The sequence below is a fragment of the Stenotrophomonas sp. CCNWLW162 genome, assembly GCF_037203745.1.
GTDB classification, from domain to species: Bacteria; Pseudomonadota; Gammaproteobacteria; order Xanthomonadales; family Xanthomonadaceae; genus Stenotrophomonas; species Stenotrophomonas maltophilia_AQ.
The window spans coordinates 756,260-780,238 of sequence record NZ_JBBCBL010000001.1 but is presented as its reverse complement, the minus strand read 5'-3'; the positions used below and the strand labels follow the sequence as shown (position 1 = coordinate 780,238).

Sequence of the window (23,979 nt, the reverse complement as noted above, 5' to 3'; positions counted from 1 at the left end):
GAAGGAAAGTCAGTGGATCAGCAGCAGGGCGATCAGCAGCGGGATCATCAGGCCGAGGCCGACCAGCGGCCAGGTCATGCGCCGCTGCCGCGCATGCAGGTGCAGCAGGAACAGGCCGGTGATGCAGAACACCAGGCAGGCCACGGCAAACAGGTCCAGGAACCAACCCCACGCCGGGCCGGCATTGCGGCCCTTGTGCAGGTCGTTGAGGTAGGACACCACGCCGCGCGACGTCGATTCGTACTCCACCGCGCCGGTCTCGCGATCGATGCTCAGCCAGGCGTCACCACCGGGGCGCGGCAATGACAGGTAGATTTCTTCGGCCGACCACTCGGCCGGACGCCCACCGATGGCGATGCCCAGCTGCGTGTCCAGCCATTGCCTGGCCGGGCGCGGAATCGGTGCGTTGCCCTCCTCGCGCGTGCCCAGCTGGCCCAGCAGATCAGCCGGCAGTTCCAGCTGCTGGTTCTGCACCTCGGGTTTGGCCTCGATCTTCGCTGCGTGGTTGAGGGTGAGGCCGGTCACCGCGAACAGCAGCATGCCGATCAGGCACACCGCCGAGCTGATCCAGTGCCACTGGTGCAGCGTCCGCAGCCAGAAGCCACGGTTCTGTTGCTGCTGCACGGTGGAGGAGGCAGGACGACTCACGGCACGGTTCGAGGCGGACGGGGACTGCCCATTACATCATTGATGAGAATAGCTCGCAATTGCGTGTCGTTCTGTATCCCACCGCCGGATCGACGGCGGGATACGGCAGATCCACACCATGCGTGGATGAAGTGGTGCCGACCAAGATCGGCACCCACCGGGGCAATGCCGGCCAGCGACCGGCACTACCGGTGCGCGGCGATCAGAACTTCGCGTTCAACGAAATCCAGTAGCTGCGGCGCTGGTCCTTGGTCGCGTAGTCGTCCACGCAGCTGAACTCGCTGGGATTGAGCAGCAGGCACGACTGTGAAACGAAGTCCTTGTCGAACAAATTGTTGACACGTGCGTTGACCGTCAGCCACGGCGTGGCCTTCCAGCTGCCGCCCAGGTGGAAGATCGTGTAGTCCTCGTAATAGCGCACGTGGCGGGTGCCGGCACTGTCGATGAGGGTGTCGCGATAGCGGTCGTAGCGGCCCTCGCCGATCAGCGACAGGCTGACCGCTTCGTTGATCTGCCAGTTGAGGCTGGCGTTGGCCATGTGCTTTGCCGGCGTGGTGCCCGAGATCGGGCGTCCCTTGTCGGGGCCGCTGGTCTGCTCGCTCTTGGTCCAGGTGTAGTTGCCGCGCAGCTGCAGGGTGTCGAGCAGGTCGACATGCGCGGCCAGTTCGGTACCGCGGGTCTCGGCCTTGTCGATGTTCACGCTCTGGGTGAAGGTGCTGTAGCCCAGCGCCGCCCAGCCCGGGCCGATGTCTACGCAGTAGCCACTGCCGGCGCGGGCCACTTCGCAGTTCGGGAAGGTGCCGCCGCTGGCGATTTTGTCCTCGAACTTGTTGAAGAAGCCGGTCACGTTGAAGCCCCAGCGCTGGCCTTCGTAGTAGGCGGCCAGCTCATAGTTGGTGCTGGTTTCAGGCTTCAGGTTAGGCGAGCCCACCAGCGGCAGCACGCCCTGGCCACCGAAGCCGGTGATGCCCGGGAACAGCTGGTCCGGACGCGGGGTCTTGTAGCCGGTGCTGACGCCACCCTTGAAGGTCCACGCGTCGCTGGCGTTCCATACCAGGTAGCCGCGCGGACTGACGTGGCTGCCGAACACGTTGTGGTCGTCATAGCGCAGGCCGAAGGTAGCGGTGAGGGTATCGGTCAGCGACCAGTTGTCCTCGGCGAACAGGGCCCACATGCGGTGCTTCTGCTTGGTGTTGCTGCGGTAACCGGCGCCATCCATGCCGAACACGCCGTCGATCATGTCGGTGTCGTTGTACTGGCCGCCAACGGTCAGCTTGTGCGCGCCGAAGTCGAGGTCGAGCATGGTGTCGAGCACGTAGCCTTCCAGTTCCATGGTGCGCAGCGGACGCGGCAGGAACGCCTGCAGCCGTGCCATTTCACTTGGATTGAGGGCAGTCAGCGCATTGCCGCGGCCAGCCGCACAGTTGTTGGCGGCACCGGTGCGGCGGCAGACGTCGTTCCACAGGGTCTGCAGGTTGGCGCGTTCGTCCAGGGTCAGCGGCAGCGAACGGCCCAGGTTGCTGCTCTTGCTGTGGGTCAGCGAGGTCTGCCAGGTACCGAAGCTGTAGCGGCCCTGGTGGGTCAGCGACAACTGGTCGCGCTCGTAGCGCTGGTAGGCGGTGTAGCCCACGCGCGGCTGCACCACGCGGCGGGTGACGGTGCCGCTGCCGTTCGGGTTGGGGATGACTGCGTTGCCGACGCGCCACAGGCTGGCCAGGCTGTCCAGCGTGCCGGTCTGGCCCTCGCTGTTGTCGTACTTCTGCCGCGACACGTCGTAGTCCAGCCACAGTTCGTGATCGTCGTTGACGCGGAAGTCCAGGCGTACGCCGGTGTTCCAGTTGGTGTTGGCCACCGACTTGCCGCCGCCACCGAAGCCGATGCTGCGTTCCCACAGGCTGCCGTCGGGCAGGGTCAGCGCCTCCCATTCCGGATTGGAGGCTTTGGCGTCATAGTAGCTGCCGCGCACCGCCAGGCTCAGGCGGTCCTTCAGCAGCGGGCCACTTAGGTACAGGTCGGTGGTGCGTGCATCACCGAACTGGTCATCCTGCTGCACGGTGAAGCCCTGGGTCACCGCGCCGTGCCAGCTGTCCTGGTTGCGCCGGGTGATGATGTTGATGACGCCACCCATCGCATCCGAGCCGTACAGCGTGGACATCGGGCCGCGCACGACTTCGATGCGTTCGATCGCGTCCAGCGGCGGCAGGTAGGCGAACTGGCCGCCACCGAAGTTGTTCGGATACAGCTGGCCGACATTGCTCTGGCGACGGCCGTCGATCAGCACCAGGGTGTACTCGGACGGCAGGCCGCGCATGGAAATGGTGGCGCGACCGTTCTTGTCGCTGGCTTCCAGGCCGACGTCGATGCCTTCGACGTCGCGCAGCGCGTCGACCAGGTTGGTGTACGGGCGCTTGCTGAGTTCTTCGCGGCTGACCACGCTGATGCTGGCCGGTGCATCGACCACCTTCTGCTCGAAGCCGGAGGCGGTGACCACCACCTTGTCCAGCGTCTGTGGCGCGCCGGAAGCGTCACCGTGGGCGAGGGCAGGGGTGGCCATGGCCGCCAGCACGGCGCTGGTCAGCAGGGTACGGGACAGGGACGAACGGACACGATGGCGCTGGGCCATGGCAGTAACCTCGAAGGATGCAGGGTGGTGCGACGCCGTGCGCGAAGGGCGCGGCAGGCACGGAAGGCCCGGTCAGGGGCGGCAGGGATGAAGCAGGCAGCGGCGTGCAGGCGCGACCGCGCGGGCGGTCACGTCGGGCCGTGGATCAGGCGAGCGGCGGCGCCTGGCCGCGTTGCTGGCGACGCCCGGGCGCATCGGCCCAGGGCGTGTCCGGAGCGGCCAGTGGCCAGTCCAGGCGCACGCCGGGCATGGCCGGCGTGGCGGGTACGAGTTCCAGCTCAGTGCGCAGCCAGTGGCTGGCCAGCAGCAACGGCGGGCGTGCCTTCTCGGCTGATTTCACCGGAGCGGCAGCACAACGGCGCAGCTTGGCCGGTGCCTCTTCCTGCAGCGGCGCTTCGCCACCGCGCTCTTCCAGCGGCATCTGCACGGCCATTCCGGCCTGGCCGTGTGGCAGCAGCGGCAGGGTGCCCAGCAGCAAGGCCAGCATCGCCACCCACGCCAGCAGGCTGGCCAGCGCGGGACGCTGGCCGCGCATGGCGGTGCCCATCTTGCGATGGATGAGTGGACGAGGGCGAAGCGGGCGCAGCAAGCGGGGGTCCCCAAGGGTCTGCCGGCAGCGGGCGGCATCAACGGGGCGTGATTGTAATGAGAGCTGTTAGCTGTTGCAAATGAGAATGATTGCCAAAATGTCGCAGGCCGCCCCGACGGGGCTCAGACTTCGCTCCAGCGCCGCAGCAGGTTGTGGTACACGCCGGTCAGCTGCAGCACCGCCTCGGCGTCGCCGCCGGTCTGCCGCAGGCGCTCGATCGAGCCATCCATTTCCCACAGCAGGCGCCGCTGCACGTCGTCGCGGATCATGCTCTGCACCCAGAAGAACGAGGCCACGCGCGCGCCGCCGGTGACCGGCCGCACCTGGTGCAGGCTGCTGGACGGATACACGATCAGGTCGCCGGCGGGCAGCTTCACTTCGTGCTCGCCGTAGGTGTCGCTGATGATCAGCTCGCCGCCCTCGTACTCCTCGGGCGCGGACAGGAACAGGGTGCAGGAGATGTCCGAGCGCAGTTGCTCACCGTTGGCCAGGTTCATCACCGCACCATCGACGTGGAAGCCATAGGTGCCGCCCCCGCTGTAGCGGTTGAAGCGCGGCGGCAGGTACTTCAGCGGCAGCGCGGCGCTGAAGAACAGCGGGTGCCGGGCCAACGCGACGAGGATGATCTCGCCCAGTTCGCGGCGCAGCGGCGAGGCCTCGGGCAGCTGCTGGTTGTGCTTGGCCTGTGCGCCCAGATGCCCCACGGTTTCGCGGCCATCAGTCCAGTCGGCGGCGTCGAGGCGGCGCCGGAAGTCGGCGACCTGGTCGGCGCTGAGAATGTCGGGGATGTGCAGCAGCATGCGGGACTCCTCAGAGGGACGGCGGTGCGACCAGTGCGCGCACCTGCGGATGCGGCGACGCGGCCAGTTCCGGCACGATGTGCGCCATGAACGCCGGGCTGCCGTGGGCCAGTGCAAGCCGCAGCCAGTGCACGGCCTGCTCGATCTGGCCGGCCTGCAGCAGGATCGAGGCGTAGTTGGCCTGGCCGCGGAAATCACCGGCCTCGGCCGCGCGCTGGTACCAGGCCAGCGCTGCCTGTGGATCGGGCGCGGTATCCAGTCCGTCTTCGAGGTGGCGGGCCAGCAGGTTCATCGATTTGGCATGGCCCAGGTGTGCGGCACGGGTGTACAGGGCCAGTGCCTGCGCGCGGTCCTGGGTCACGCCGCGGCCGGTGGCCAGCAGGTTGGCCAGGTTGTACAGGCCCCAGTCCAGGCCGGTGTCGGCCGCGCGCCGGTACCACACTGCGGCGAGTGTCGGGTCGGGGGCGGTGCCCTGGCCCAGTTCGTGGCAGCGGCCAAGCATGTTCATCGCCATCGGCGCGCCGTTGTTGGCGGCGGTTTCGTACCAGAGCAGTGCCGCCGGGGCGTCCTGTGCGGTGCCTTTGCCTTCCATGTGCATCTGCGCGAGCAGCAGTTGTGCCTCGACCTGTCCGGCCTGCGCGGCGTCGCGCACGCGCGCGAAGGCAGCCTGCGGGTCGTGCTGCAGCAGCTCGGCCAGAGCATCGCTGTCGATGGGGGTAAGGGTTGCCATGGGGGTGAGTATCGCCGGAAACAAAAACGGCGGCAGGAGAGCCTGCCGCCGTGGTGGAGCCAAGTTACATCAGAACTTCACGTTCAATGCCAGGGTGGCCGAGCGACCCGGGGCGATGCTCGCGTAGTGCGAGGCATAGGCCTTGGTGAAGTAGGTCTTGTCGGTCAGGTTCTGCACGTTGAGCTGCAGGCTGATGTTGTCCTGGATCGCGTAGCTGGCCATCGCGTCGAAGCGGGTGTAGCTGGCGATCCACTTGGTGTTGGCCACATCACCGTACTGCTTGTCCGAGTAGAACGCACCGGCACCGACGGTCAGGCCGATCGGGAAGCGGTAGGTGGTCCACAGGTTGGCGCTGTGCTTGGCGGTGTTCGGGAACTCGTTGCCGTTGTTCGGCGACGGCACGTAGACGTTGGACGGGCAGGTGCGGCCGGACACGGCACAGACGAAGCCGTTGTCCTTCAGTTCCGAGTCCAGGTAGGTGTAACCGCCATACAGGCTCCAGGCGTCGGTCAGCTGGCCGTTGAAGCCCAGCTCGAAGCCGTTGATCTCCTTCTTGCCGGCGTTCTGACTGGTGCCGTTGTCGATGGTCACACGTGCATTGTTCATCACGGTGTGGAAGATCGCCGCGGTCAGGTTCAGGCGGTTGTCCAGCAGGTCCCACTTGGTACCCAATTCGAGGTTCTTGGTGTCCTGCGGCTTGAGGTCGGCCACCAGCCCGGTCAGGCCGTCGGAGCCATCGCCACCGTCCATGCCCGGCGGGGTCGAGGAGGTGCCCCACGACAGGTAAATGCTGCCGTTGGCCGCCGGTTTGAACACTACGCCGGCCTGGTAGTTCACGAAGTCGTTGTCGTTGCGCAGGCGGGTCGGCGCTGCGTTGAGCACCGGCGTGGTCAGCGTGGTGCTGTAATCGTCATAGCGCAGGCCGACGTTGAAGCTCCACTGTGCATTGAGCTCGATGGTGTCGAACAGATAGGCGGACTTGGTCTTGGTGCGCTGTTCAACGTCCAGCGCCTTGTTGCTGCGATAGACGATCTGACCGGCAGCCCACGGATCGTTCGGATTCGGGTTGTTGAAGTCGGTGCAGTTGTAGTTGGTGGCGGCGCCGGACACCCGGCACACGGAGCTGTTGGCGGCGGTTTCCAGCGGGTTGGCGGTGCCCGGCGTCATCAGGTAGCTGCCGCGAGTCATCTTCTCGTCGCTGTATTCCACGCCGGCGCTGTAGCTGTGCTTGAGCGCGCCGGTCTGGAAGGCGCCGGTCAGACCGAGCTGGTCGGCGAAGCTCTTGACGTCGACGGCGCGGCTGTTGGTGCGGCGCCACAAGGTGCCGTAATTGTTCGGGTTGCCCTTGCTGTCGTCCGGCTGGGTCCACAGGTAGTCGTTGCTGGTGTTGCCCAGGCGCGCGATGTTGCGCAGCTTGTGGCCGCCGAAGTCGTAGCTGGCGTCCAGGGTGCTGATGTCGGCGCGGGTGCGCTGGAAGTCGCGGTCGACCAGGCCGTAGTAGTTGTTGCGGTCCGGCACCATCGGGCGGCCATCGCCGTTCTTGGCCACGTTCGGGCCGCTGGCGAACGGATTGTTGTACGGGAAACCGCCTGCATCCGGCAGGTCATCGCTCTGCATGTGGTAGTGGCTGGCGATCAGCTGCGCCGGACCGTTCAGGCCAAACGCGATCGACGGTGCGATACCCCAACGGCTGACATTGGCAGCGTCACGGCCGGCAATGTCCGACTCGTGCTTCATCAGGTTCAGGCGGGCGGCGATGCCATCGCCCAGCACGTAGTTGGCGTCCACGGTGCCGCGCGCGTAGCTGTCGGTGCCGATGCCCATGCTTGCGCTGGTCTCGTTCTTCAGCTTCGGCGTCTTGCTCACCAGGTTCAGGCTGCCACCACCGGAGTCACGGCCGCCGTAGGCCGAGCTCGGGCCCTTGACCACTTCCACCTGCTCCAGGTCGAAGATTTCGCGGGTCTGCGAGCCGACGTCGCGCAAGCCATCGACAAACATGTTGCTCTGCGAATCGAAGCCACGGATGAAGGGGCGGTCGCCGGTCGGGTTGCCGCCTTCGCCGGCACCGAAGGTGATGCCTGGGACCATGCGCAGCGCATCCTGCAGGTTGGTCGCGCCGGTTTCGGCAATCAGCTTCTCCGACACGATCGACACCGACTTCGGAGTGTTCAGCAGTTCAGCGGTGAACTTCGGCGAGGACGGATTGAACCAGCTGCCGCGCACCTGCACCTTGTCCAGGTCGGTGGCCTTGCGGGAGCTGGCATCGGCGTTGTCGGCGGCCTGTGCGACCAGCGGTGCGAAGCCGGCGGCCAGGGTGGCGGTAGCGAGCAGGGAAACGCGCGGGGCGTGCTTGCGGGACGTGATGTGGGTCATGGTCTGGGTGGCGGTGGCTTGGATCAGGAAAGGGCGAGGGCCGAAGCGCAGACAGCGCGACGGCACGTAGAAAGCGGTTTCTGTAGAGCTGAGCCGATAGAGCTGAGCCGATGCTCGGCTACGCGGTGAACGACCTCAGGCACACGCCAACGGCCGCAGGGCGCCTCAGCTGGCGTGCGGTGCGGGCGGTGCGTGGCCGGGGTTCAACCGCAGCGCGGGATCATGCAGCTGCCAGCGCAGGGCGTCGGAACGCCACAGCGGAACATGCGCGACCAGGGCGGCGCGCGGGGGAGCCAGTCCGGTACAGGGCGTGGTGCCCTCGCCATCCAGCGGCGGCTCCGGTGCTGGCGCGGCATGGTGCGGGCATTCGTCCGCCGGCGGGGCCGGCATCGGCATGACCTGCTGCAGATCGTCAGCGTGTGCCTGCCAGCCGTGGGCAGCAGGGCCGTTGCCGCGTCCTTCGTGCAGTGCCGACCAGCCCAGCAACAGCGTCAGCAGCGCGGCCACGAGCAGCGGCCACCTTTGACGGGCGAGCTGGCGCAGCGTGGCGGTGGGCGCGGGCGAAGCCATGGCGCGGAGGCGGAGTCGTTACGAAGATGTTACGTAGAATAACATCAACGATAATGATTCGCATGTGCGCAATCGGGCGTGCGATCTCGATGCCCCCGAAAGGCCCTGGAAGGCCGCTCAGGGCGATCCGGTAGATCCACCCCATGGGTGTGCTCCCCGGCAGGCGCGCGCATGGGCGGGTCCCTGCCGGGCGGCACCGCCTCAATCGCGGTCGTCGCGGGTCCAGATCGCGTCGTGCTCGCGCTTTACCGGGAACTTCGGCACCGGGCTGTAGGCCGGGGCGCACAGGGCACGGCCATCGCGCACGTCGAAGCGCGCGCCGTGCAGCACGCACTCCACGCTGCCCTCGGTGGTGTTGAACTCGCCCGAGGAGAGCTCGAACTCTTCATGCGTGCACTGGTCTTCCAGGGCGTACAGCTCGCCGTCGAGGTTGAACACCACGATCGGCGTTCCGGTCACCTCGTCGAACACACTCTTCATTTCACCCGGCAACAGCTCGGCGCCGGCACAGACAAAGGTCCAGGCCTCGCTCACGTGGCGGCTCCGGCCAACGGCTTTTCCAGGATCTCGAAGCGCAGGTCGTCGCGCTTGGGGATGCCGAAGCGTTCGTCCCCATACGGGAACGGCTTCTTGATGCCGGTACGCTGGTAGCCGCGGCGTTCATAGAAGGCGATCAGCTCGTCGCGCACGTCGATCACCGTCATCTGCATCACTGGCACGCTCCATTCGCGCGCGGCATGCGCTTCGGCAGCCTCCATCATCTGCTTGCCGACACCGCCGCCCTGTTGGGCCGGGTCGACCGAGAACATGCCGAAGTAGCCCTTGCCATCGACATCGGCAACGTGGGCGCAGGCCACCAGCTGGTTCCCGCGCTCGGCCAGCAGGATGGTGGAGCGCGGGCGGTCCAGGTCGGCCTGGATGCCTTCGGCGTCGATGCGGGCGCCGTCCAGCAGGTCGGCTTCAGTGGTCCAGCCGACACGGCTGGCGTCACCACGGTAGGCGGAGGTGACCAGGGTGATCAGGGCGGGGATGTCGGCCGACGTGGCGGCCCGGTAGGTCAGGGTGCTCATTGCCCCATTCTAGGTGGGGCGTGGGCGGGCGCAAATGGGGAGGTGGGGTCAGATCCCTTTCGCAAAGCGAAAGGGATCTGACCCCGACGTCTACTGACCCAACGGCAGGCCATGGACCGACTGGCACAGGTTCGGAATTGGCAGATGCTCGGGGTCAGATCCCTTTGTGCAGCAAAGGGCTCTGACCCCTCAGCCCCAGGAAACGCTCATGCCACGCCCCCGAAGGATCGATGCGCCCGGATACCCGCAACATGCCATTCAACGTGGCAACAATCGCCAGCCCGTGTTCTTCACGGATGACGACCGCGTGGCCTACCTGCGTCTGCTGTGTCATCACGCAGACCAGCAGCACTGCCGGGTCCACGCTTATGTGCTGATGGACAATCACGTCCATCTTCTGGCAACGCCTGATGTCTGCGGCGGGCTGTCACGGATGATGCAGGCCGTGAGCCGGACCTACGTACGTCGGGTGAATGATCGGCAGGGCCGCACCGGCACGTTATGGGAAGGGTGCTTCCACTCCACGCTGGTGGATACGGATCGCTATCTGCTGGCCTGCCAGCGCTACATCGAGCTCAACCCGGTTCGGGCGGGGAAGGTGGCGCATCCTGGTGACTATCGCTGGTCGAGCTATCGCGCGAATGCGCAGGGCAGGGTGAACGCATTGCTCGTGCCGCATCCGGCCTTTGAGTTGATTGCCACCGATGCGGATGAGCGGTGCAGGTGCTACGCCGAGTTCATCGAGCAGGGTATCCCTGCGCAGGATCTCTCTTCGATACGGAAGGCGGTGCAATCGCAGCGGCGGATGGCGGCAACGTTGATGGGGTCAGAGCCCTTTCGCCAGGCGAAAGGGATCTGACCCCGGTCTGCGGGCTCACCCCAACAGCTTGCGCACCTTGGTCAACGCGGTCATGAACCGCTCGATCTCGGCGTGCGTGTTGTAGAACGCCAGCGAGGCACGGCAGGTGGCGGCGACGCCGAAGTACTGCAGCAGCGGGTGCGCGCAGTGCTGGCCCGAGCGCACGGCCACGCCTTCCAGGTCGAGCAGGGTCGCCAGGTCATGCGCATGCGCGCCGTCGATCAGGAACGAGACCACGGCGGCCTTCTCCGGCGCTTCGCCGATGATGCGCAGGCCGTCGACGCGGCGCAGCTCTTCGGTGAAATGCGCCAGCAGTTCGGCTTCACGCGCTTCCACGTTCTCCTGGCCAAGCTGCTGCAGGTAGTCGGCGGCCACGCCCAGGCCGATGAAACCGGCGATGTTCGGGGTGCCGGCTTCGAACTTGTGCGGGGCATCGTTGAACACGGTGCCGTCGAAGCTGACTTCCTTGATCATCTCACCGCCGCCGAGGAACGGCGGCATCGCGTCCAGGTGCTCGCGACGGGCCCACAGTGCGCCGGTACCGGTCGGTCCGCACATCTTGTGGCCGGTGATGGCGTAGAAGTCGCAGCCGATCGCGGCGACGTCGACCTTGCGGTGCGGCACGGCCTGCGAGCCGTCGACCACGGTGATGATGCCGCGCTTGCGCGCTTCACGGCAGATCTCGCGCACCGGATTGACCGTACCCAGCACGTTGGACACGTGGGTGACGGCGAGCAGCTTGACCTCGGGGGTCATCGCCGCGCGCAGCGCGTCCAGGTCCAGCGCACCATCGGGGGTGATCTCGGCCACGCGGATGGTCGCGCCGGTGCGCTGCGCAACCAGCTGCCACGGCACGATGTTGGCGTGATGCTCCATGCGCGTGATCAGGATCACGTCACCGGCCTTCAGCCGTGGCAGTGCCCACGAGTACGCCACCAGGTTGATGGCGAAGGTGGTGCCGCTGCACAGCACCAGGTCGCTGGGGCGCACGTTGAGGAAGCGCGCCAGCTTGTTGCGTGCGCCTTCATAGGCATCGGTGGCTTCGCTGCCCAGTGCGTGCACTGCGCGGCTGACGTTGGCGTTGTAGCGGCGGTAGAACTCGTCCACCGCGCCGATCACCTGCACCGGCTTCTGGCCGGTGTTGGCATTGTCGAAATAGACCAGCGGCTTGCCGTGCACTTCGCGCATCAGCAGCGGGAAGTCGAGGCGGACGCGGTCCCAGTCGGGGCTGCCGGTGCGTTCTTCGATCGGTCGCGGCGAGGACAGGTTCATGCCACACCTGCCTCGGCCAGCGCCTTGTCCAGGCGGCGTGCCAACTGCGCGCGCAGCGCTTCGGGCAGCACCTTCAGCGGCTCGTGGCAGAACGCGGCGCTCAGCAGTGCCTGCGCCTGCGCCTGCGGCAGGCCGCGCGTGCGCAGGTAGAACAGCGCATTGGCATCGAGCTGGCCGACGGTGGCACCGTGTGCGGCCTTCACTTCGTCGGCGTCGATCACCAGAGTCGGCTGGGTGTCGATCTCGGCGTCGGGCGACAGCAGCAGGTTCTTGTTGGACAGGTTCGCATCGGTGCCGTCGGCGCCTTCGCGGATCTGGATACCGCCATGGAACACCACGCGGCTGCGGTTGGCCGCAACACCGCGCCACAGCAGCTCGCAGTTGGTATCGCGCGCGATGTGGTCGATGCCCAGGCGGGTCTCGACGTGGCGGCGGCCGTTGCCGAGCAGCACGCCATTGGCGGTCAGGTGGGCGTTGTCGCCTTCCAGGCGCACGTTCAGTTCATGGCGGCTGAGCGCGGCACCCAGTTCCAGGTCGACGCGGTGGTACTGCGCGTCGCGGGCCAGCACCGCATCGGTGCGCAGGAAGCTGGTCTGGCGCGCGCTGCCGGCCTGTACGCGGGCATGCTGGAGCACTGCGTCACGGGCGACGTGGGCATGCAGCACGGTGTTGTCCAGATGGGCGGCATCGCCGACGCTGAAGCGGTGCTCGACCACGCCCAGCTGTGCGCCGGCACGCAGTTCGATCAGGTGACGGTGATGCCAGGCCAGGTCGGTGTCGCCGGCCACGCTGGCGAACACCAGCTGCAGGGGGGCTTCGACCTGCACGCCTTCGTCCACGCGCAGCACCACGCCTTCATCGGCCAGGGCGGCATTGAGCCGGGCGAAGATTTCTTCGCTGCGCTCGTAACGGCGGCCGAGGAAACGAACGGCATCCTCACCGGCCGCCAGCGCGGCCGACAGCGGCTGCAGCTGCACGCCGGCCGGCAACGCCTGCACGTCGCTCAGCGTGGCATCCAGGCGACCGTTGACGAACACCAGGCGCGGCGCCGGAATGTCTTCCAGCAGCGCGACGTCCAGGGCCGGGCCCTGCAGCGGTGCCGCGGCGAACGCGCGGCGCTCCAGCTGGCGCAGCGAGGTGTACTTCCAGGCTTCGTTGCGGGCGGCCGGCAGGCCATCGCGCAGGGCCGCATCCAACACTTCGCGGCGCGCATCGCTGCCGCAGAAGGCCTGGGCCATCGAGTCGAGCAGGGCGCTCATCAGACCGCCGCCTCGCGCACCACGCGATCCTTCAGGAAGTCATAGCCGTGCGCTTCCAGCTCCAGCGCCAGTTCCGGGCCGCCGCTCTTGACGATGCGGCCGTCGGCCAGCACGTGCACCACGTCCGGCTTGATGTAGTCCAGCAGGCGCTGGTAGTGGGTGATGACCAGGAACGAGCGGTCGGCGCTGCGCAGTGCGTTGACGCCGTCGGCGACGCTCTTCAGCGCGTCGATGTCCAGGCCCGAATCGGTCTCGTCCAGGATCGCCAGCTTCGGCTCCAGCACGGCCAGCTGGAAGATCTCGTTGCGCTTCTTCTCGCCACCGGAGAAGCCTTCGTTGACGCCACGGTGCAGCAGTTCGTCCTTCAGGTGCAGCACGGCCAGCTTCTGGCGCACCAGCTTGAGGAACTGCATGGAATCGAGTTCTTCCTCACCGCGTGCCTTGCGCTGGGCGTTCAGTGCCGCGCGCAGGAAGTAGGTGTTGTTCACGCCCGGAATTTCCACCGGGTACTGGAACGCCAGGAACAGGCCGGCGGCGGCGCGCGCTTCCGGATCCTGGTCGAGCAGGTCGGTGCCTTCGAACTGCACGCTGCCTTCGGTCACGTCATAGCCGTCGCGGCCTGCCAGGACATTGCCCAGGGTGGACTTGCCGGCGCCGTTGGGGCCCATGATGGCGTGCACCTGGCCGGGCTTCACTTCCAGCGACAGGCCCTTGAGGATTTCCTTGTCGCCGATGCGGGCGTGGAGGTTTTCGATCTTCAGCATGGTGGGGGTTTCCGTGGTGCGGGCCGTGGCCCGCCGGTAAAGAGAATGCGTTGTGCGAGGGGCGGCAGGCGGTCAGCCCACCGAGCCTTCCAGCGAGACTTCCAGCAGCTTCTTGGCTTCCACCGCGAACTCCATCGGCAGCTCGCGGAACACCTGCTTGCAGAAGCCGTCGACGATCATCGACACCGCGTCTTCCTGGCTGATGCCACGAGCGCGGCAGTAGAACAGCTGGTCGTCGGAGATCTTGGAGGTGGTGGCCTCGTGCTCGACCGTGGCGCCGGGGTTCTTCACCTCGATGTAGGGGAAGGTGTGGGCACCGCACTGCTTGCCGATCAGCAGTGAATCGCACTGGGTGTAGTTGCGCGCGCCATCTGCGTTGCGGTCGACCCGGACCAGGCCGCGGTAGGTGTTCTGTCCGCGGCCGGCGCTGATGCCCTTGCTGATGATCTTGCTCTTGGTGCGCTTGCCGATGTGGATCATCTTGGTGCCGGTGTCGGCCTGCTGGCGGTGGTGGGTCAGCGCCACCGAGTGGAACTCACCGACGGAGTCGTCGCCCAGCAGCACGCAGGACGGGTACTTCCAGGTGATCGCCGAGCCGGTCTCGACCTGGGTCCAGGTGACCTTGCTGCGTGCGCCGCGGCATTCGGCACGCTTGGTGACGAAGTTGTAGATGCCGCCGACGCCGTTCTCGTCGCCCGGGTACCAGTTCTGCACCGTGGAGTACTTGATTTCCGCATCTTCCAGCGCGACCAGCTCGACCACCGCCGCATGCAGCTGGTTCTCGTCGCGCATCGGCGCGGTGCAGCCTTCCAGGTAGGACACGTACGCTTTGTCCTCGCAGATGATCAGCGTGCGCTCGAACTGGCCGGTGTGGCCGGCGTTGATGCGGAAATAGGTGCTCAGCTCCATCGGGCAACGCACGCCCTTGGGGATGAACACGAAGCTGCCATCGGAGAACACCGCCGAATTGAGCGCGGCGAAATAGTTGTCGCCGACCGGCACCACGGTGCCGAGGTACTGCTTGACCAGCTCCGGATGTTCCTTGATCGCTTCGGACATCGAGCAGAACACGATGCCCTTCTCGGCCAGTTCCTTGCGGAAGGTGGTGCCGACGGACACCGAGTCGAACACCGCGTCCACCGCCACGCCGGCCAGCTTGGCGCGCTCGTGCAGCGGCACGCCCAGCTTGTCGTAGGTGTCGAGCAGTTCCTTGGGCACGTCATCCAGCGAGGCGTACTTCGGGCCCTTCGGCGCGGAGTAGTAGCTGAGCGCCTGCAGATCGATCGGGGCGATCTGCAGCTTGGCCCAGTTCGGCATCGGCATGGTCAGGAAGTGGCGGTAGGCGTCCAGGCGCCACTGCGTCATCCATTCCGGCTCTTCCTTCTTGGCCGACAGGGCACGGATGGTGTCCTCGTCCAGGCCGGCGGGAAGGGAGTCTGATTCGATGTCCGTGATGAAGCCGGCCGAATACTTGCGGCCGAGCTGCTCGTGGATCTCGCGGTTGGGGGTGTCGTCGTGGGCGACGTTTTCGATGGTTTCGGTGGCCATGGGGGGGGGCTGCCTACGGATCAGGAGACGACGTCGACAGCGATGGTGCGGCGCTGTTCGTCATCGGCAAGGGGGAGAGGGGGGAGAATCTGGGCGAGGGTGACGTCGCGCAGGGCCTCGGAGACCACGTCGTTGATCAGCCGCCAGCTGCTGCGCGCGCCGCACTTGGGCGCCATGCCGCACTGGTGGTGGTCGTGGCTGCATTCGGTCAGGGCCAGCGGCCCTTCCATCGCTTCGACCACTTCGAACAGCGAGATCTCGACGGCCGCGCGGGTCAGCCGGTAGCCGCCACGGACGCCCCGCAGGCCCTCGACCAGGCCGGCCTGGGCCAGCGGCTTGAGTACCTTGCTGACGGTCGGCGGTTCCAGACCAGTGAATTCGGCCAGCTCGGTGGCACTGAGCACCTCGCCCGGGCGGGCGGCGAGTACGGTCAGTACCACGGTGGCGTAATCGGTGAGTTTGGTGACGCGCAACATGGGGATGCGAGCGGTTCTTAAAGCGGACTGAAATTGTACGCTTTTATTCGCCACCATCCAAGCCGGGCATTCAGCTGGCGCCGGGGGGCCGGGCCGGGAGCACTCACCGGGGCCGTTGCCAGGGCGCCAATGCTGAGCCAACGGGATGATTTTCGCAATCACCCGGAATGGGCGAGAATCAACGTTCCTTTCGCTGCAGACCTCCCTTGCCGATGCCCAAGAAGATCCAAGCCCGCAAGTCCGCCATCCACGGCAACGGTGTGTTTTCCGTGGCCCCGATCAAGCAGGGCGAGCGCGTGATCCAGTACAAGGGCCTGCTGCGCAGCCACGGCGACGTCGATGCCGATGACAGCGGCGATGTTGAAAGTGGCCATACCTTCCTGTTCACCCTCAACGACGACTGGGTGATCGATGCCAACTACAAGGGCAACGACGCGCGCTGGATCAACCACAGCTGCGACCCGAACTGCGAGGCGGTGATCGAGGAAGACGAGGACGGCGACAGCCGCGGCGACAAGGTCTTCATCGAGGCACTGCGCGATATCAAGGCGGGCGAAGAGCTGACCTACAACTACGGCATCACCCTGGCCGAGCGCCATACGGCCAAGCTGAAGAAGATCTGGGAGTGCCGCTGCGGTTCGCCCAAGTGCACCGGCACCATGCTGCAGCCCAAGCGCTGATTGCGGTAGCGCCGGGCCATGCCCGGCGATCGCGGTGCGCGGGAGAATCAGAAGCCGCCAGGCATGGCCCGGCGCTGCCTTGTTTTATTTTCCGAGCACGCCTGCCGGTACCAGGTTGCCCAGGTTCTGGTTGAAGGTGACCACCAGCTTGCCGTTCTTCACCTGTGCCGACTGCACCTGCAGTGCACCGAGCACGCCGGCCATGGCCGGGTCCAGCTTGTAGATTGGCTCGCGCTGGGCGTAGTCGCTCAGCCAGGCATTGAGCAGGCCGCGGGTGCGCGAGTCGAGGCGACCGCCCTGGTTGGCCGGAGTGAAGTCATCGACGCTGGGCTGCTGCAGATGGAAGCCCTGGGTCTGTGCGTCGTAGCGCAGGCCGCTGCTGAGCTTCACCGTACCGAGCTTGGCCGGGTTGCCGCCAGCGGTCGCCAGTGCCACATCCATGCCCAGGTTCAGTCGTTCGCCGGCCGGCAGGCTCAGCTGCGGATGGCTCATGGTCAGCGCGATCAGGCCACCCAGGGCGTCCTGGGTACGGGGGAAACTGCCATCGAGGTACTGCTGCACATCGCTGGCGCCGACCGACAGTTCGCGGCCGGAAATGGAAGGGGCGGCCTGCGCGCCGATCGCCGCGGCGATCAGTACGGTGGAGGCGGCAAGGCGGGTCATCAGGGAACGCAGGCGCATGGCGGTGACCGGTGAATGCGGAATGGATGGATCAAAGAGTAGCCTTGCCGGCTGAATCGTGCGTGCATGCCGCTGCAACGGTTCAGTCCAGCGTTGGCCGCAGTTGCGCCGACTGGATCTGCCAGGCGCGGCCATCGCTGCTGGGGTGCACCCGGTACCAGCCGCCGAAGCGGAACGTGCCCTGGGGGGTCGCTGCACGGATCTGTACCGGGATCTCCAGCAACTGTGGTGGCTGGTGGCCATCGCGGGCTATCGGCGACCCGGTCGTCAGGCGCAGGCTGCGGACGTCCTCCAGCTGGCGCAACGCGGCGTCGTCCGCGCGTCGTGCATCGCTGGGCGGGAAGGTCCAGGCGGCATCGGCGCCTTTGCGGTCCCGGTTGAGCAGTGCCATGACATAGCGATTGAGCATTGCGGCCGGGAGCTCGGCTTCGGCCGCGACGGCGGCAAACAGCGGGTCGACCGCGGTGGCTTGCAGTGCGGGCGCTTCGCCCTCTGCACTGGCAGCGGCCGGAGCCGGCGGCGGCGCAGGAGCGCTGGTTGGATCCGGTTGCGCCTCCGGCCGCGAACAGCCGAACAGCACCAGCGGCGCGATCAACAACAGGAACCTGCGCATGCCTGCCTCCTCCCCGGGGCGACGTGAAGGAGGGCAGTGTATCGACTGCGCCGGTCTCAGCGGGAGGACGGCAGCTGTTCCAGCGCATCCAGCGCCGGCAGCACCTGCGTGGCGATCGCGCCCAGTGCGTGGCCTTCGGTTTCGGCATGGCGCTGCACGATATCGCGCAGCAGCTGGGTGGCGATCACGACTGTCGCACGCTCGTCGCCGCTGAGCCCAGCGGTGCGCGGTGCAGCTTCCAGCAGGCGCATCAGGTCGCGGCTGGCGCGGTGCTCCAGTTCGATGGTGCAGCGCCCGGTGCACTGCACCCCGTCCTTTTCGATGGGGGTCACCGAGATCCGGTAGCGGGTGGAGGGGCTGGCCATGAGGGTGTGCTCGCCGTAGCTGTGGAGGATGTGCCCACGATAGGCAAGGCCACGGCCGGCGGCGATGGCCGGCGCTGCACGCAGTGTTCCACCCGGTAGGTTCCGTGCCGGCAGGTAACACGCTCATCCAATGGCGGCGGGCCTGTGCGGGCAATCCGCTGGCTGCGGCAACGCTGTGTTGCGGCCTGCGGTTCGGACAAAAAAAACGGGACGGCCTGAGCCGTCCCGTCGGAATCCGCGTTGGGGCGCGCGCTTACAGCGCAGCGTCCTTCAGCTTCTTCAGCGGACGCACCTTCAGCTTGGTGGTGGCCGGCTTGGCGGCGAACCACTGTTCTTCCTTGGTGAACGGGTTGATGCCCTTGCGCTTCGGCTTGGCCGGCACATTGACGGTGCTGATCTTCAGCAGGCCCGGCAGGGTGAACGAGCCAGCGCCCTTCTTGTGCACCGAGGAGGCGACAGCGCTTTCCAGCGAGGCCAGCACAGCGCGGACGTCCTTGGCGATGACGCCGGAGGCTTCAGCGATGTGTGCAACCAGGCCGGACTTGGTCAGCACTTCCTTGATCGGCTTCGGAGCGGCCGGCTTGGCGGCTGCCTTCGTCGCGACTTTCTTCACTGCCTTCTTCGGGGCAGCCTTCTTAGCGGTCTTTGCCATGGTTTCCTGTTCCGTGAACGGTTGGTTGTTTGGTCGGCGCCGAACCCCGTCGGCAAGCGCAATGTAGGGCAACTCTCGGGCGCCGCCAATAGCCTGGAGTGCGGAAAGTGCATGTTTTTTCATATCCAGGCCGATTCAGTACATGGCCGGTGGTGGGGGCTGGGGGTACCGCGGTGCGGCCGGCAATGCTCGTCCCGGTCGCACGGGGATGCGCGAAATTACTGAAAACAAGGGAAAAATGCGCGTTCTCATGGCGAGGAAGTGTCCACGTGCCTGCGTCCAGGGTGACGTCCGGCGTGCAGCGGAGCGACGCAGGGCTAACGCATGCCGTGCGAGGGTAAACGTTCACCACCGCCACGCAGGAGCAGCACATGGGAATCTCGCGACACGCCACCGCGCACTGGGAAGGCGATCTGAAGTCCGGCAAGGGACAGTTGAGCACGCCGCAGAGTGGCCTGCTGGACAAGACGCGCTATGGCTTCAACAGCCGTTTCGGCGACGAAAAAGGCACCAATCCGGAAGAGCTGATCGCTGCTGCACATGCAGGCTGTTTCACCATGGCGCTGTCGGCCAAGCTCGGCGAAGCCGGCTTCACCCCGACCTCGCTGGATACCGAGGCCAAGGTCGATCTGTCACTGGAAGGCGGCCCGCAGCTGTCGCAGATCCGGCTGAAAGTGAAGGCCGTGGTGCCCGGCATCGATGCGGCACAGTTCCGTGCCATTGCCGATGACGCCAAGCAGAACTGCCCGGTGTCCAAGGCGCTGAGCGCGGTGCCGATCAGCCTGGAAGCCGAGCTGGGTTGAGGTCGGTAGCGCCGGGCATGGCCCGGCGCCACCACGCCGTACGGGATCACCAATCAATGGTGCCGCTGATCACAGTCTGAACCTGCCCACCGGACCAGACTTCCCCGTCTTCATCGACGAAAAGGGTCAAGCGCGCATCGTGACCGACTTCGCGACCCTGGCTGACTTCAAACGGTGCGCGGCCCTTGGGCAAGGCGTCGCGCAGGTCCAGCCATGCGGCGAGCACGGCGTTGGCGGCGCCGGAAGCGGCGTCTTCGAAGCGACGGCCGTTGCCGACGAAGGCGCGCACCGCCAGGTCGAACCCCTCGCTGCCATCGCTGAAGGCATAGGCGAACACGCCCATGCTGTCGGTGGACTCAGCCAGTGCGGCCACCGCATCCCAGTCCGGCTGCAGCGCGCGCAACGCGGCCTCATCGGCTACCTGCACCACCCACCAGCTGCGCCCGCCCTGCATGCGTGCCGGCGGCAGCGTGCCCAGCGGCCAGCCTTCCAGGACTGCCTGCAGGCGTGGATCGGTGGCGTCGGCGGTCTCGGCCAGCTGCGCGCGCGGGGTGCGTATGGCGATGCGCTGCTGCGCAGCCTCGCCACTGACGCGTAGCGGCAGCGCGCCGGCAATGCCGTCCTGCACAAGGACGCCGTCGACCGGCGCGGCCAGGTTTGCCTGCAGTACCGCGTGCGCGGTGCCGACGCTGGGGTGGCCGGCGAACGGTACTTCCTTCTGCGGGCTGAACATGCGCAGCCGATAGCTGGCGCCGGCGGCCTGCGGCGGGAACACGAAGGTGGTTTCCGGCAGGCGCGTCCAGCGCGCGATGGCCTGCATGCTGGCGTCGTCCAGGCCTTCGGCATCGAGTACCACGGCCAGCGGATTACCCGCGCCGGGGCGCGGCGAGAACACATCCAGCTGCAGGAAACGGCGGGTGGTCATCGGGTTGAAACTCCAGGAATGAAGGGGAATACGGTAGCGCGGGGCCATGCCCCGCGAGTGCGCAGCGCGGCAAGGCCGCCGGGCATGGCCCGGCGCTACCAGCGGATGTTGCCGTCGATGACCGGCTGCACCTGGCCGCCGATCCAGACCGTGCCCTCTGCATCGACTTTTACCTGTACGCGGCCATCGCGGCCGACTTCGCGGCCCTGGCTGGCCTCGTAGCAGCCCTCGCGGCCGGGCAGGGCGTTGCGCTGCCGCAGCCAGGCGCCGATCAGGGCATTGGCGCTGCCGGTCACCGGATCCTCGGGCACGCTGGCCGCATCCGCAGGGCAGAACGCGCGCACCACGCGGGAATGGTCAGTACCGGCTTCGTCAGCGAACACGGCCACGCCGGTTGCGTCGGTGGCCAGGCTCCAGTCACGCAGGGCGGCCATGTCCGGCACCAGGTTGCGTACGGTGGTGGCATCGCGCAGCGGCAGAAGCCACCAGCGCGCGCCGTTGTCCCATAGTTCCGGCGCATGCCCGTTGGCGGCGAGGGCCAGCAGCGTTTCGGGCACCCCGTCGGCTGTCGTCGCCCGTTGCCGCGCCGGCGGACTGGCCAGCTGGATCTGCAGCGCCTCAGCCGGGCCGCTCACCCGTACCGGCAGCAACCCTGCGGCGCACTGCTGTACCAGCGCACCCTCGCGCGGTTGGGCCAGGCCGCAGGTCACCGCCGTCCAGGCCGCGCCAACACTGGGGTGGCCGGCGAAAGCCAGCTCACGGGTCGGGGTGAAGATGCGGATGTGGTAGTCGGCGTCGGGCGCGCTGGGGCGCAGGAAGAACACCGTCTCGGACAGGTTCAGCCAGGCCGCCAGAGCCTGCATCTGCTCGCCGGAGAGATCGTCGGCGTCCAGCACGGCGCCCAGGGGGTTGCCGGTACCGGGGCGGGGGGCGAAGACATCGAGCTGGAGGTAACGGAGGACGGCCATCTACGGGGATATTGCGCTTAGAATCAAAGGTTCCGCCCCCGAGGGCGGCTTCCCCACATTCTACATAGCCAATCCATGTCAGCTTCCCCCCTTGTCGATCGTTGGATCGTACTGAAGTTCGGCGGCACCTCGGTGTCGCGTCGTCACCGCTGGGACACGATCGGGAAGCTGGCGAAAAAACGCGCGGAAGAGACCGGCTCGCGCGTGCTGGTGGTGGTGTCGGCGCTGTCCGGGGTCACCAACGAACTGACCGCGATTGCCGATGGCGCGCCGGACAGCCGTGATCGCGTGGCCGCGCTGGTCGAGCGCCACCAGGGCTTCCTGCAGGAACTGGAGCTGGGCGCCGAGGTGCTGGCCGAACGACTGGCCGTGCTGCAGGGCCTGCTCGATGACCCGCGCGCCGCTGCTCGTCCGCTGGACTGGCAGGCCGAGGTACTGGGCCAGGGCGAGTTGTTGTCGTCCAGCCTGGGTGCGGCCTACCTGCGTGCCAGCGGCCTGGATTTCGGCTGGATGGATGCCCGCCAGTGGCTGGATGCACTGCCGCCACAGCCGAACCAGAGCGACTGGTCGCAGCGCCTGTCGGTGAATTGCCAGTGGCGTGCGGACGCAGCCTGGGCGCAGCGCTTCCGCGCGCAGCCGACCCGGCTGCTGATTACCCAGGGCTTCATCTCGCGCCACGCCGACGGCGGCACCGCCATCCTCGGTCGTGGTGGTTCGGATACCTCGGCGGCGTACTTCGGTGCGCTGCTCGGCGCCAGCCGCGTGGAGATCTGGACCGACGTGCCGGGCATGTTCAGCGCCAATCCCAAGGACGTTCCGGATGCGCGGCTGCTGACCCGGCTGGACTATTACGAAGCGCAGGAAATCGCCACCACCGGTGCCAAGGTGCTGCACCCGCGTTCGATCAAGCCGTGCCGCGATGCGGGCGTGCCGATGGCGATCCTCGATACCGAGCGTCCGGAACTGCCGGGCACCAGCATCGACGGCAATGCCGCGCCGGTGCCGGGGGTGAAGGCGATCAGCCGTCGCAACGGCATCGTGCTGGTGTCGATGGAAGGCATCGGCATGTGGCAGCAGGTCGGCTTCCTGGCCGACGTGTTCAATCTGTTCAAGAAGCATGGCCTGTCGGTAGACCTGATCGGCTCGGCCGAGACCAATGTCACCGTGTCGCTGGATCCCTCCGAGAACCTGGTCAACACCGATGTGCTGGCCGCGCTGTCGGCCGACCTGTCGCAGATCTGCAAGGTGAAGGTGATCGTGCCGTGCGCAGCGATCACCCTGGTCGGTCTCGGCATGCGCTCGCTGCTGCACAAGCTGTCGGACGTGTGGGCGACCTTCGGCCGCGAACGCGTGCACATGATCTCGCAGTCGTCCAACGACCTGAACCTGACCTTCGTCATCGACGAAGCCGATGCCGATGGCCTGCTGCCGATCCTGCACGCCGAACTGATCGACAGCGGCGCGATGCCGGTGGAAGAGACCGAAGTGTTCGGCCCGCGCTGGCGCGAGATTGCCGGTACGGTGCGCCCGCGTGGTACGCCTTGGTGGCGTGGCCAGCGTGCGCACCTGCTGCAGCTGGCCGATGCCGGTACGCCACGCTACGTCTATCATCTGCCGACCGTACGTGCCCGTGCCCGCGCGCTGGCGGCGATCAAGCCGATCGACCAGCGCTACTACGCGATCAAGGCCAACAGCCATCCGGCCATCCTGCAGCTGCTGGAAGCCGAGGGCTTTGGACTGGAGTGCGTATCGCATGGCGAACTGAAGCACGTGTTCCAGCATCTGCCGGAACTGTCGCCCAAGCGCGTGCTGTTCACCCCCAGCTTCTGCCCGCGCGAGGAATACGAAGCGGCATTCGCGCTGGGCGTGACCGTCACCGTCGACAATGTCGAGGCGCTGCAGCGCTGGCCGGACCTGTTCCGCAACCGCGAGCTGTGGCTGCGCGTTGATCTGGGTCGTGGCGAGGGCCACCACGCCAAGGTGCGTACCGGTGGCAAGGATTCCAAGTTCGGCCTGCCGATCGCCCGCGTCGACGAGTTCGTGCGCGCGGCTACCGAACTGGGCACCCGCGTGGTCGGCCTGCATGCGCACCTGGGCAGCGGTGTGGAAACCGCGCAGCACTGGCGCCTGATGTGCGATGAGCTGGCCGGTTTCGCCCGCCGCATCGGCAGCGTACAGACCATCGACATCGGTGGTGGCCTTCCGATTCCGTACAGCGACGAAGACGAGCCGTTCGACCTGGAGGCCTGGGCCGAGGGTCTGGCCGAGGTCAAGGCGCTGCATCCGGCGTTCCGTCTGGCGATCGAACCGGGCCGCTTCCTGGTGGCCGAATCGGGCGTGCTGCTGACCCATGCCACCCAGGTGGTGGAGAAGGATGGCGTGCGCCGGGTCGGCCTGGATGCGGGCATGAACACCCTGATGCGCCCGGCGCTGTACGACGCCTGGCATGACATCGAGAACCTCAGCCGCCAGGGCGGTTATGCCGAAGCGGCGTTTGATGTGGTCGGCCCGATCTGCGAATCCAGCGATGTGTTCGGCAAGCGCCGCAAGCTGCCGGTGTCAACCGCGCCGGACGATGTGATGCTGATCGCCGATGCCGGTGCCTACGGCTACGTGATGTCCAACACCTACAACCAGCGGGCGATGCCGCGCGAAGACGTGATCGAGTGATCGCTGCCTTCCGCGCCCTGCACCCGCCCACCGACACCTCC

24 protein-coding genes are annotated in these 23,979 nt (G+C 66.8%); 4 read left to right on the top strand and 20 right to left on the bottom strand.

Going from position 1 to position 23,979, the window contains the following annotated elements:
* Nucleotides 1–9: 9 nt before the first annotated feature.
* The 9 genes from V9K93_RS03640 to V9K93_RS03600 all read right to left on the bottom strand — a co-directional run bounded on the left by V9K93_RS03640 (nt 10) and on the right by V9K93_RS03600 (nt 9,403).
* Nucleotides 10–648 carry a PepSY-associated TM helix domain-containing protein gene (locus tag V9K93_RS03640; RefSeq protein WP_046987131.1) on the bottom strand — a complete coding sequence of 213 codons (639 nt, stop codon included), beginning with the start codon at nt 646–648 and terminating at the stop codon, nt 10–12.
* Nucleotides 649–850: 202 nt separating this feature from the next.
* Nucleotides 851–3,271 (bottom strand): TonB-dependent receptor domain-containing protein, encoded by a 2,421-nt coding sequence (locus tag V9K93_RS03635; RefSeq protein WP_337302096.1) that lies wholly within the window; start codon nt 3,269–3,271, stop codon nt 851–853.
* 145 nt (nt 3,272–3,416) lie between these two features.
* Nucleotides 3,417–3,818, bottom strand: a complete 402-nt coding sequence (locus V9K93_RS03630; protein WP_136638373.1) for a hypothetical protein — start codon at nt 3,816–3,818, stop codon at nt 3,417–3,419.
* A 164-nt stretch (nt 3,819–3,982) separates the two neighbouring features.
* Nucleotides 3,983–4,660: a Fe2+-dependent dioxygenase gene (locus V9K93_RS03625; protein ID WP_136638374.1), complete on the bottom strand. Its 678-nt coding sequence runs from the start codon at nt 4,658–4,660 to the stop codon at nt 3,983–3,985.
* 10 nt (nt 4,661–4,670) lie between these two features.
* Nucleotides 4,671–5,390, bottom strand: a complete 720-nt coding sequence (locus tag V9K93_RS03620) for a tetratricopeptide repeat protein (RefSeq protein ID WP_046987135.1) — start codon at nt 5,388–5,390, stop codon at nt 4,671–4,673.
* Nucleotides 5,391–5,459: 69 nt separating this feature from the next.
* Nucleotides 5,460–7,763, bottom strand: a complete 2,304-nt coding sequence (locus V9K93_RS03615) for a TonB-dependent receptor (protein WP_046987138.1) — start codon at nt 7,761–7,763, stop codon at nt 5,460–5,462.
* 165 nt (nt 7,764–7,928) lie between these two features.
* Entirely contained in the window at nt 7,929–8,333 is a 405-nt protein-coding gene (locus V9K93_RS03610) for a hypothetical protein (RefSeq protein WP_337302095.1), read from the bottom strand.
* Nucleotides 8,334–8,534: 201 nt separating this feature from the next.
* A complete protein-coding gene (locus V9K93_RS03605; protein WP_010483575.1) occupies nt 8,535–8,867 on the bottom strand; it encodes a non-heme iron oxygenase ferredoxin subunit in 333 nt (110 codons plus the stop codon).
* Nucleotides 8,864–9,403, bottom strand: a complete 540-nt coding sequence (locus V9K93_RS03600; protein ID WP_295377323.1) for a GNAT family N-acetyltransferase — start codon at nt 9,401–9,403, stop codon at nt 8,864–8,866. Before V9K93_RS03600 ends, V9K93_RS03605 begins: the two co-directional genes overlap by 4 nt.
* 208 nt (nt 9,404–9,611) lie before the next feature.
* On the opposite strand from V9K93_RS03600, the gene V9K93_RS03595 reads away from it, so the two are divergent.
* Nucleotides 9,612–10,262 (top strand): transposase, encoded by a 651-nt coding sequence (locus tag V9K93_RS03595; RefSeq protein WP_337302094.1) that lies wholly within the window; start codon nt 9,612–9,614, stop codon nt 10,260–10,262.
* A 15-nt stretch (nt 10,263–10,277) separates the two neighbouring features.
* Here V9K93_RS03595 and V9K93_RS03590 read toward each other — a convergent pair whose 3' ends face one another.
* The 5 genes from V9K93_RS03590 to V9K93_RS03570 form a co-directional block, all read right to left on the bottom strand.
* Entirely contained in the window at nt 10,278–11,534 is a 1,257-nt protein-coding gene (locus tag V9K93_RS03590) for a cysteine desulfurase (RefSeq protein ID WP_012510319.1), read from the bottom strand.
* Entirely contained in the window at nt 11,531–12,793 is a 1,263-nt protein-coding gene (gene sufD, locus V9K93_RS03585) for a Fe-S cluster assembly protein SufD (RefSeq protein WP_046985677.1), read from the bottom strand. The genes V9K93_RS03590 and sufD overlap by 4 nt, the downstream gene beginning before the upstream one ends.
* Nucleotides 12,793–13,557 carry a Fe-S cluster assembly ATPase SufC gene (gene sufC / locus V9K93_RS03580; RefSeq protein WP_004147524.1) on the bottom strand — a complete coding sequence of 255 codons (765 nt, stop codon included), beginning with the start codon at nt 13,555–13,557 and terminating at the stop codon, nt 12,793–12,795. The genes sufD and sufC overlap by 1 nt, the downstream gene beginning before the upstream one ends.
* 72 nt (nt 13,558–13,629) lie before the next feature.
* Entirely contained in the window at nt 13,630–15,105 is a 1,476-nt protein-coding gene (gene sufB / locus V9K93_RS03575; protein WP_046985678.1) for a Fe-S cluster assembly protein SufB, read from the bottom strand.
* 20 nt (nt 15,106–15,125) lie between these two features.
* Nucleotides 15,126–15,581: an SUF system Fe-S cluster assembly regulator gene (locus V9K93_RS03570; protein ID WP_046985679.1), complete on the bottom strand. Its 456-nt coding sequence runs from the start codon at nt 15,579–15,581 to the stop codon at nt 15,126–15,128.
* A gap of 212 nt (nt 15,582–15,793) precedes the next feature.
* Between V9K93_RS03570 and V9K93_RS03565 the strand changes: the two genes are divergently transcribed.
* Nucleotides 15,794–16,261, top strand: a complete 468-nt coding sequence (locus tag V9K93_RS03565) for an SET domain-containing protein (RefSeq protein ID WP_010483549.1) — start codon at nt 15,794–15,796, stop codon at nt 16,259–16,261.
* An 84-nt stretch (nt 16,262–16,345) separates the two neighbouring features.
* Here V9K93_RS03565 and V9K93_RS03560 read toward each other — a convergent pair whose 3' ends face one another.
* From V9K93_RS03560 to V9K93_RS03545, 4 genes are all read right to left on the bottom strand, one after another.
* The gene (locus tag V9K93_RS03560) at nt 16,346–16,942 is read right to left on the bottom strand and encodes a YceB family lipoprotein (RefSeq protein WP_046985680.1); all 597 of its coding nucleotides are present in this window, start codon (nt 16,940–16,942) and stop codon (nt 16,346–16,348) included.
* Between the two features lie 82 nt (nt 16,943–17,024).
* Entirely contained in the window at nt 17,025–17,555 is a 531-nt protein-coding gene (locus tag V9K93_RS03555; RefSeq protein ID WP_046985681.1) for a hypothetical protein, read from the bottom strand.
* A gap of 56 nt (nt 17,556–17,611) precedes the next feature.
* The gene (locus V9K93_RS03550; RefSeq protein ID WP_046985682.1) at nt 17,612–17,920 is read right to left on the bottom strand and encodes a DUF3861 family protein; all 309 of its coding nucleotides are present in this window, start codon (nt 17,918–17,920) and stop codon (nt 17,612–17,614) included.
* Between the two features lie 253 nt (nt 17,921–18,173).
* Entirely contained in the window at nt 18,174–18,572 is a 399-nt protein-coding gene (locus V9K93_RS03545) for an HU family DNA-binding protein (RefSeq protein WP_012510328.1), read from the bottom strand.
* Nucleotides 18,573–18,943: 371 nt separating this feature from the next.
* On the opposite strand from V9K93_RS03545, the gene V9K93_RS03540 reads away from it, so the two are divergent.
* On the top strand, nt 18,944–19,375 hold the full coding sequence (locus tag V9K93_RS03540; protein WP_014646276.1) for an OsmC family protein: 432 nt from the start codon (nt 18,944–18,946) through the stop codon (nt 19,373–19,375).
* A 46-nt stretch (nt 19,376–19,421) separates the two neighbouring features.
* Here the strand turns inward: V9K93_RS03540 and V9K93_RS03535 are convergent, their stop codons facing one another.
* Both V9K93_RS03535 and V9K93_RS03530 read right to left on the bottom strand, forming a co-directional pair.
* On the bottom strand, nt 19,422–20,300 hold the full coding sequence (locus V9K93_RS03535; RefSeq protein ID WP_253079405.1) for a PhzF family phenazine biosynthesis protein: 879 nt from the start codon (nt 20,298–20,300) through the stop codon (nt 19,422–19,424).
* A gap of 95 nt (nt 20,301–20,395) precedes the next feature.
* Nucleotides 20,396–21,268, bottom strand: a complete 873-nt coding sequence (locus V9K93_RS03530; RefSeq protein ID WP_136638381.1) for a PhzF family phenazine biosynthesis protein — start codon at nt 21,266–21,268, stop codon at nt 20,396–20,398.
* A gap of 75 nt (nt 21,269–21,343) precedes the next feature.
* Between V9K93_RS03530 and V9K93_RS03525 the strand changes: the two genes are divergently transcribed.
* The gene (locus V9K93_RS03525; protein ID WP_046985685.1) at nt 21,344–23,938 is read left to right on the top strand and encodes a bifunctional aspartate kinase/diaminopimelate decarboxylase; all 2,595 of its coding nucleotides are present in this window, start codon (nt 21,344–21,346) and stop codon (nt 23,936–23,938) included.
* Nucleotides 23,939–23,979 lie beyond the last annotated feature (41 nt).

Excerpts from the sequence above, each read along its gene's own strand:
- V9K93_RS03635 (WP_337302096.1), bottom strand. The coding sequence starts at position 3,271 with ATGGCCCAGCGCCATCGTGTCCGTTCGTCCCTGTCCCGTACCCTGCTG.
- V9K93_RS03630 (WP_136638373.1), bottom strand. The coding sequence starts at position 3,818 with ATGGGCACCGCCATGCGCGGCCAGCGTCCCGCGCTGGCCAGCCTGCTG.
- V9K93_RS03625 (WP_136638374.1), bottom strand. The coding sequence starts at position 4,660 with ATGCTGCTGCACATCCCCGACATTCTCAGCGCCGACCAGGTCGCCGAC.
- V9K93_RS03620 (WP_046987135.1), bottom strand. The coding sequence starts at position 5,390 with ATGGCAACCCTTACCCCCATCGACAGCGATGCTCTGGCCGAGCTGCTG.
- V9K93_RS03615 (WP_046987138.1), bottom strand. The coding sequence starts at position 7,763 with ATGACCCACATCACGTCCCGCAAGCACGCCCCGCGCGTTTCCCTGCTC.
- V9K93_RS03610 (WP_337302095.1), bottom strand. The coding sequence starts at position 8,333 with ATGGCTTCGCCCGCGCCCACCGCCACGCTGCGCCAGCTCGCCCGTCAA.
- V9K93_RS03600 (WP_295377323.1), bottom strand. The coding sequence starts at position 9,403 with ATGAGCACCCTGACCTACCGGGCCGCCACGTCGGCCGACATCCCCGCC.
- V9K93_RS03595 (WP_337302094.1), top strand. The coding sequence starts at position 9,612 with ATGCCACGCCCCCGAAGGATCGATGCGCCCGGATACCCGCAACATGCC.
- V9K93_RS03590 (WP_012510319.1), bottom strand. The coding sequence starts at position 11,534 with ATGAACCTGTCCTCGCCGCGACCGATCGAAGAACGCACCGGCAGCCCC.
- sufD (WP_046985677.1), bottom strand. The coding sequence starts at position 12,793 with ATGAGCGCCCTGCTCGACTCGATGGCCCAGGCCTTCTGCGGCAGCGAT.
- sufC (WP_004147524.1), bottom strand. The coding sequence starts at position 13,557 with ATGCTGAAGATCGAAAACCTCCACGCCCGCATCGGCGACAAGGAAATC.
- sufB (WP_046985678.1), bottom strand. The coding sequence starts at position 15,105 with ATGGCCACCGAAACCATCGAAAACGTCGCCCACGACGACACCCCCAAC.
- V9K93_RS03570 (WP_046985679.1), bottom strand. The coding sequence starts at position 15,581 with ATGTTGCGCGTCACCAAACTCACCGATTACGCCACCGTGGTACTGACC.
- V9K93_RS03565 (WP_010483549.1), top strand. The coding sequence starts at position 15,794 with ATGCCCAAGAAGATCCAAGCCCGCAAGTCCGCCATCCACGGCAACGGT.
- V9K93_RS03560 (WP_046985680.1), bottom strand. The coding sequence starts at position 16,942 with ATGCGCCTGCGTTCCCTGATGACCCGCCTTGCCGCCTCCACCGTACTG.
- V9K93_RS03555 (WP_046985681.1), bottom strand. The coding sequence starts at position 17,555 with ATGCGCAGGTTCCTGTTGTTGATCGCGCCGCTGGTGCTGTTCGGCTGT.
- V9K93_RS03550 (WP_046985682.1), bottom strand. The coding sequence starts at position 17,920 with ATGGCCAGCCCCTCCACCCGCTACCGGATCTCGGTGACCCCCATCGAA.
- V9K93_RS03545 (WP_012510328.1), bottom strand. The coding sequence starts at position 18,572 with ATGGCAAAGACCGCTAAGAAGGCTGCCCCGAAGAAGGCAGTGAAGAAA.
- V9K93_RS03540 (WP_014646276.1), top strand. The coding sequence starts at position 18,944 with ATGGGAATCTCGCGACACGCCACCGCGCACTGGGAAGGCGATCTGAAG.
- V9K93_RS03535 (WP_253079405.1), bottom strand. The coding sequence starts at position 20,300 with ATGACCACCCGCCGTTTCCTGCAGCTGGATGTGTTCTCGCCGCGCCCC.
- V9K93_RS03530 (WP_136638381.1), bottom strand. The coding sequence starts at position 21,268 with ATGGCCGTCCTCCGTTACCTCCAGCTCGATGTCTTCGCCCCCCGCCCC.
- V9K93_RS03525 (WP_046985685.1), top strand. The coding sequence starts at position 21,344 with ATGTCAGCTTCCCCCCTTGTCGATCGTTGGATCGTACTGAAGTTCGGC.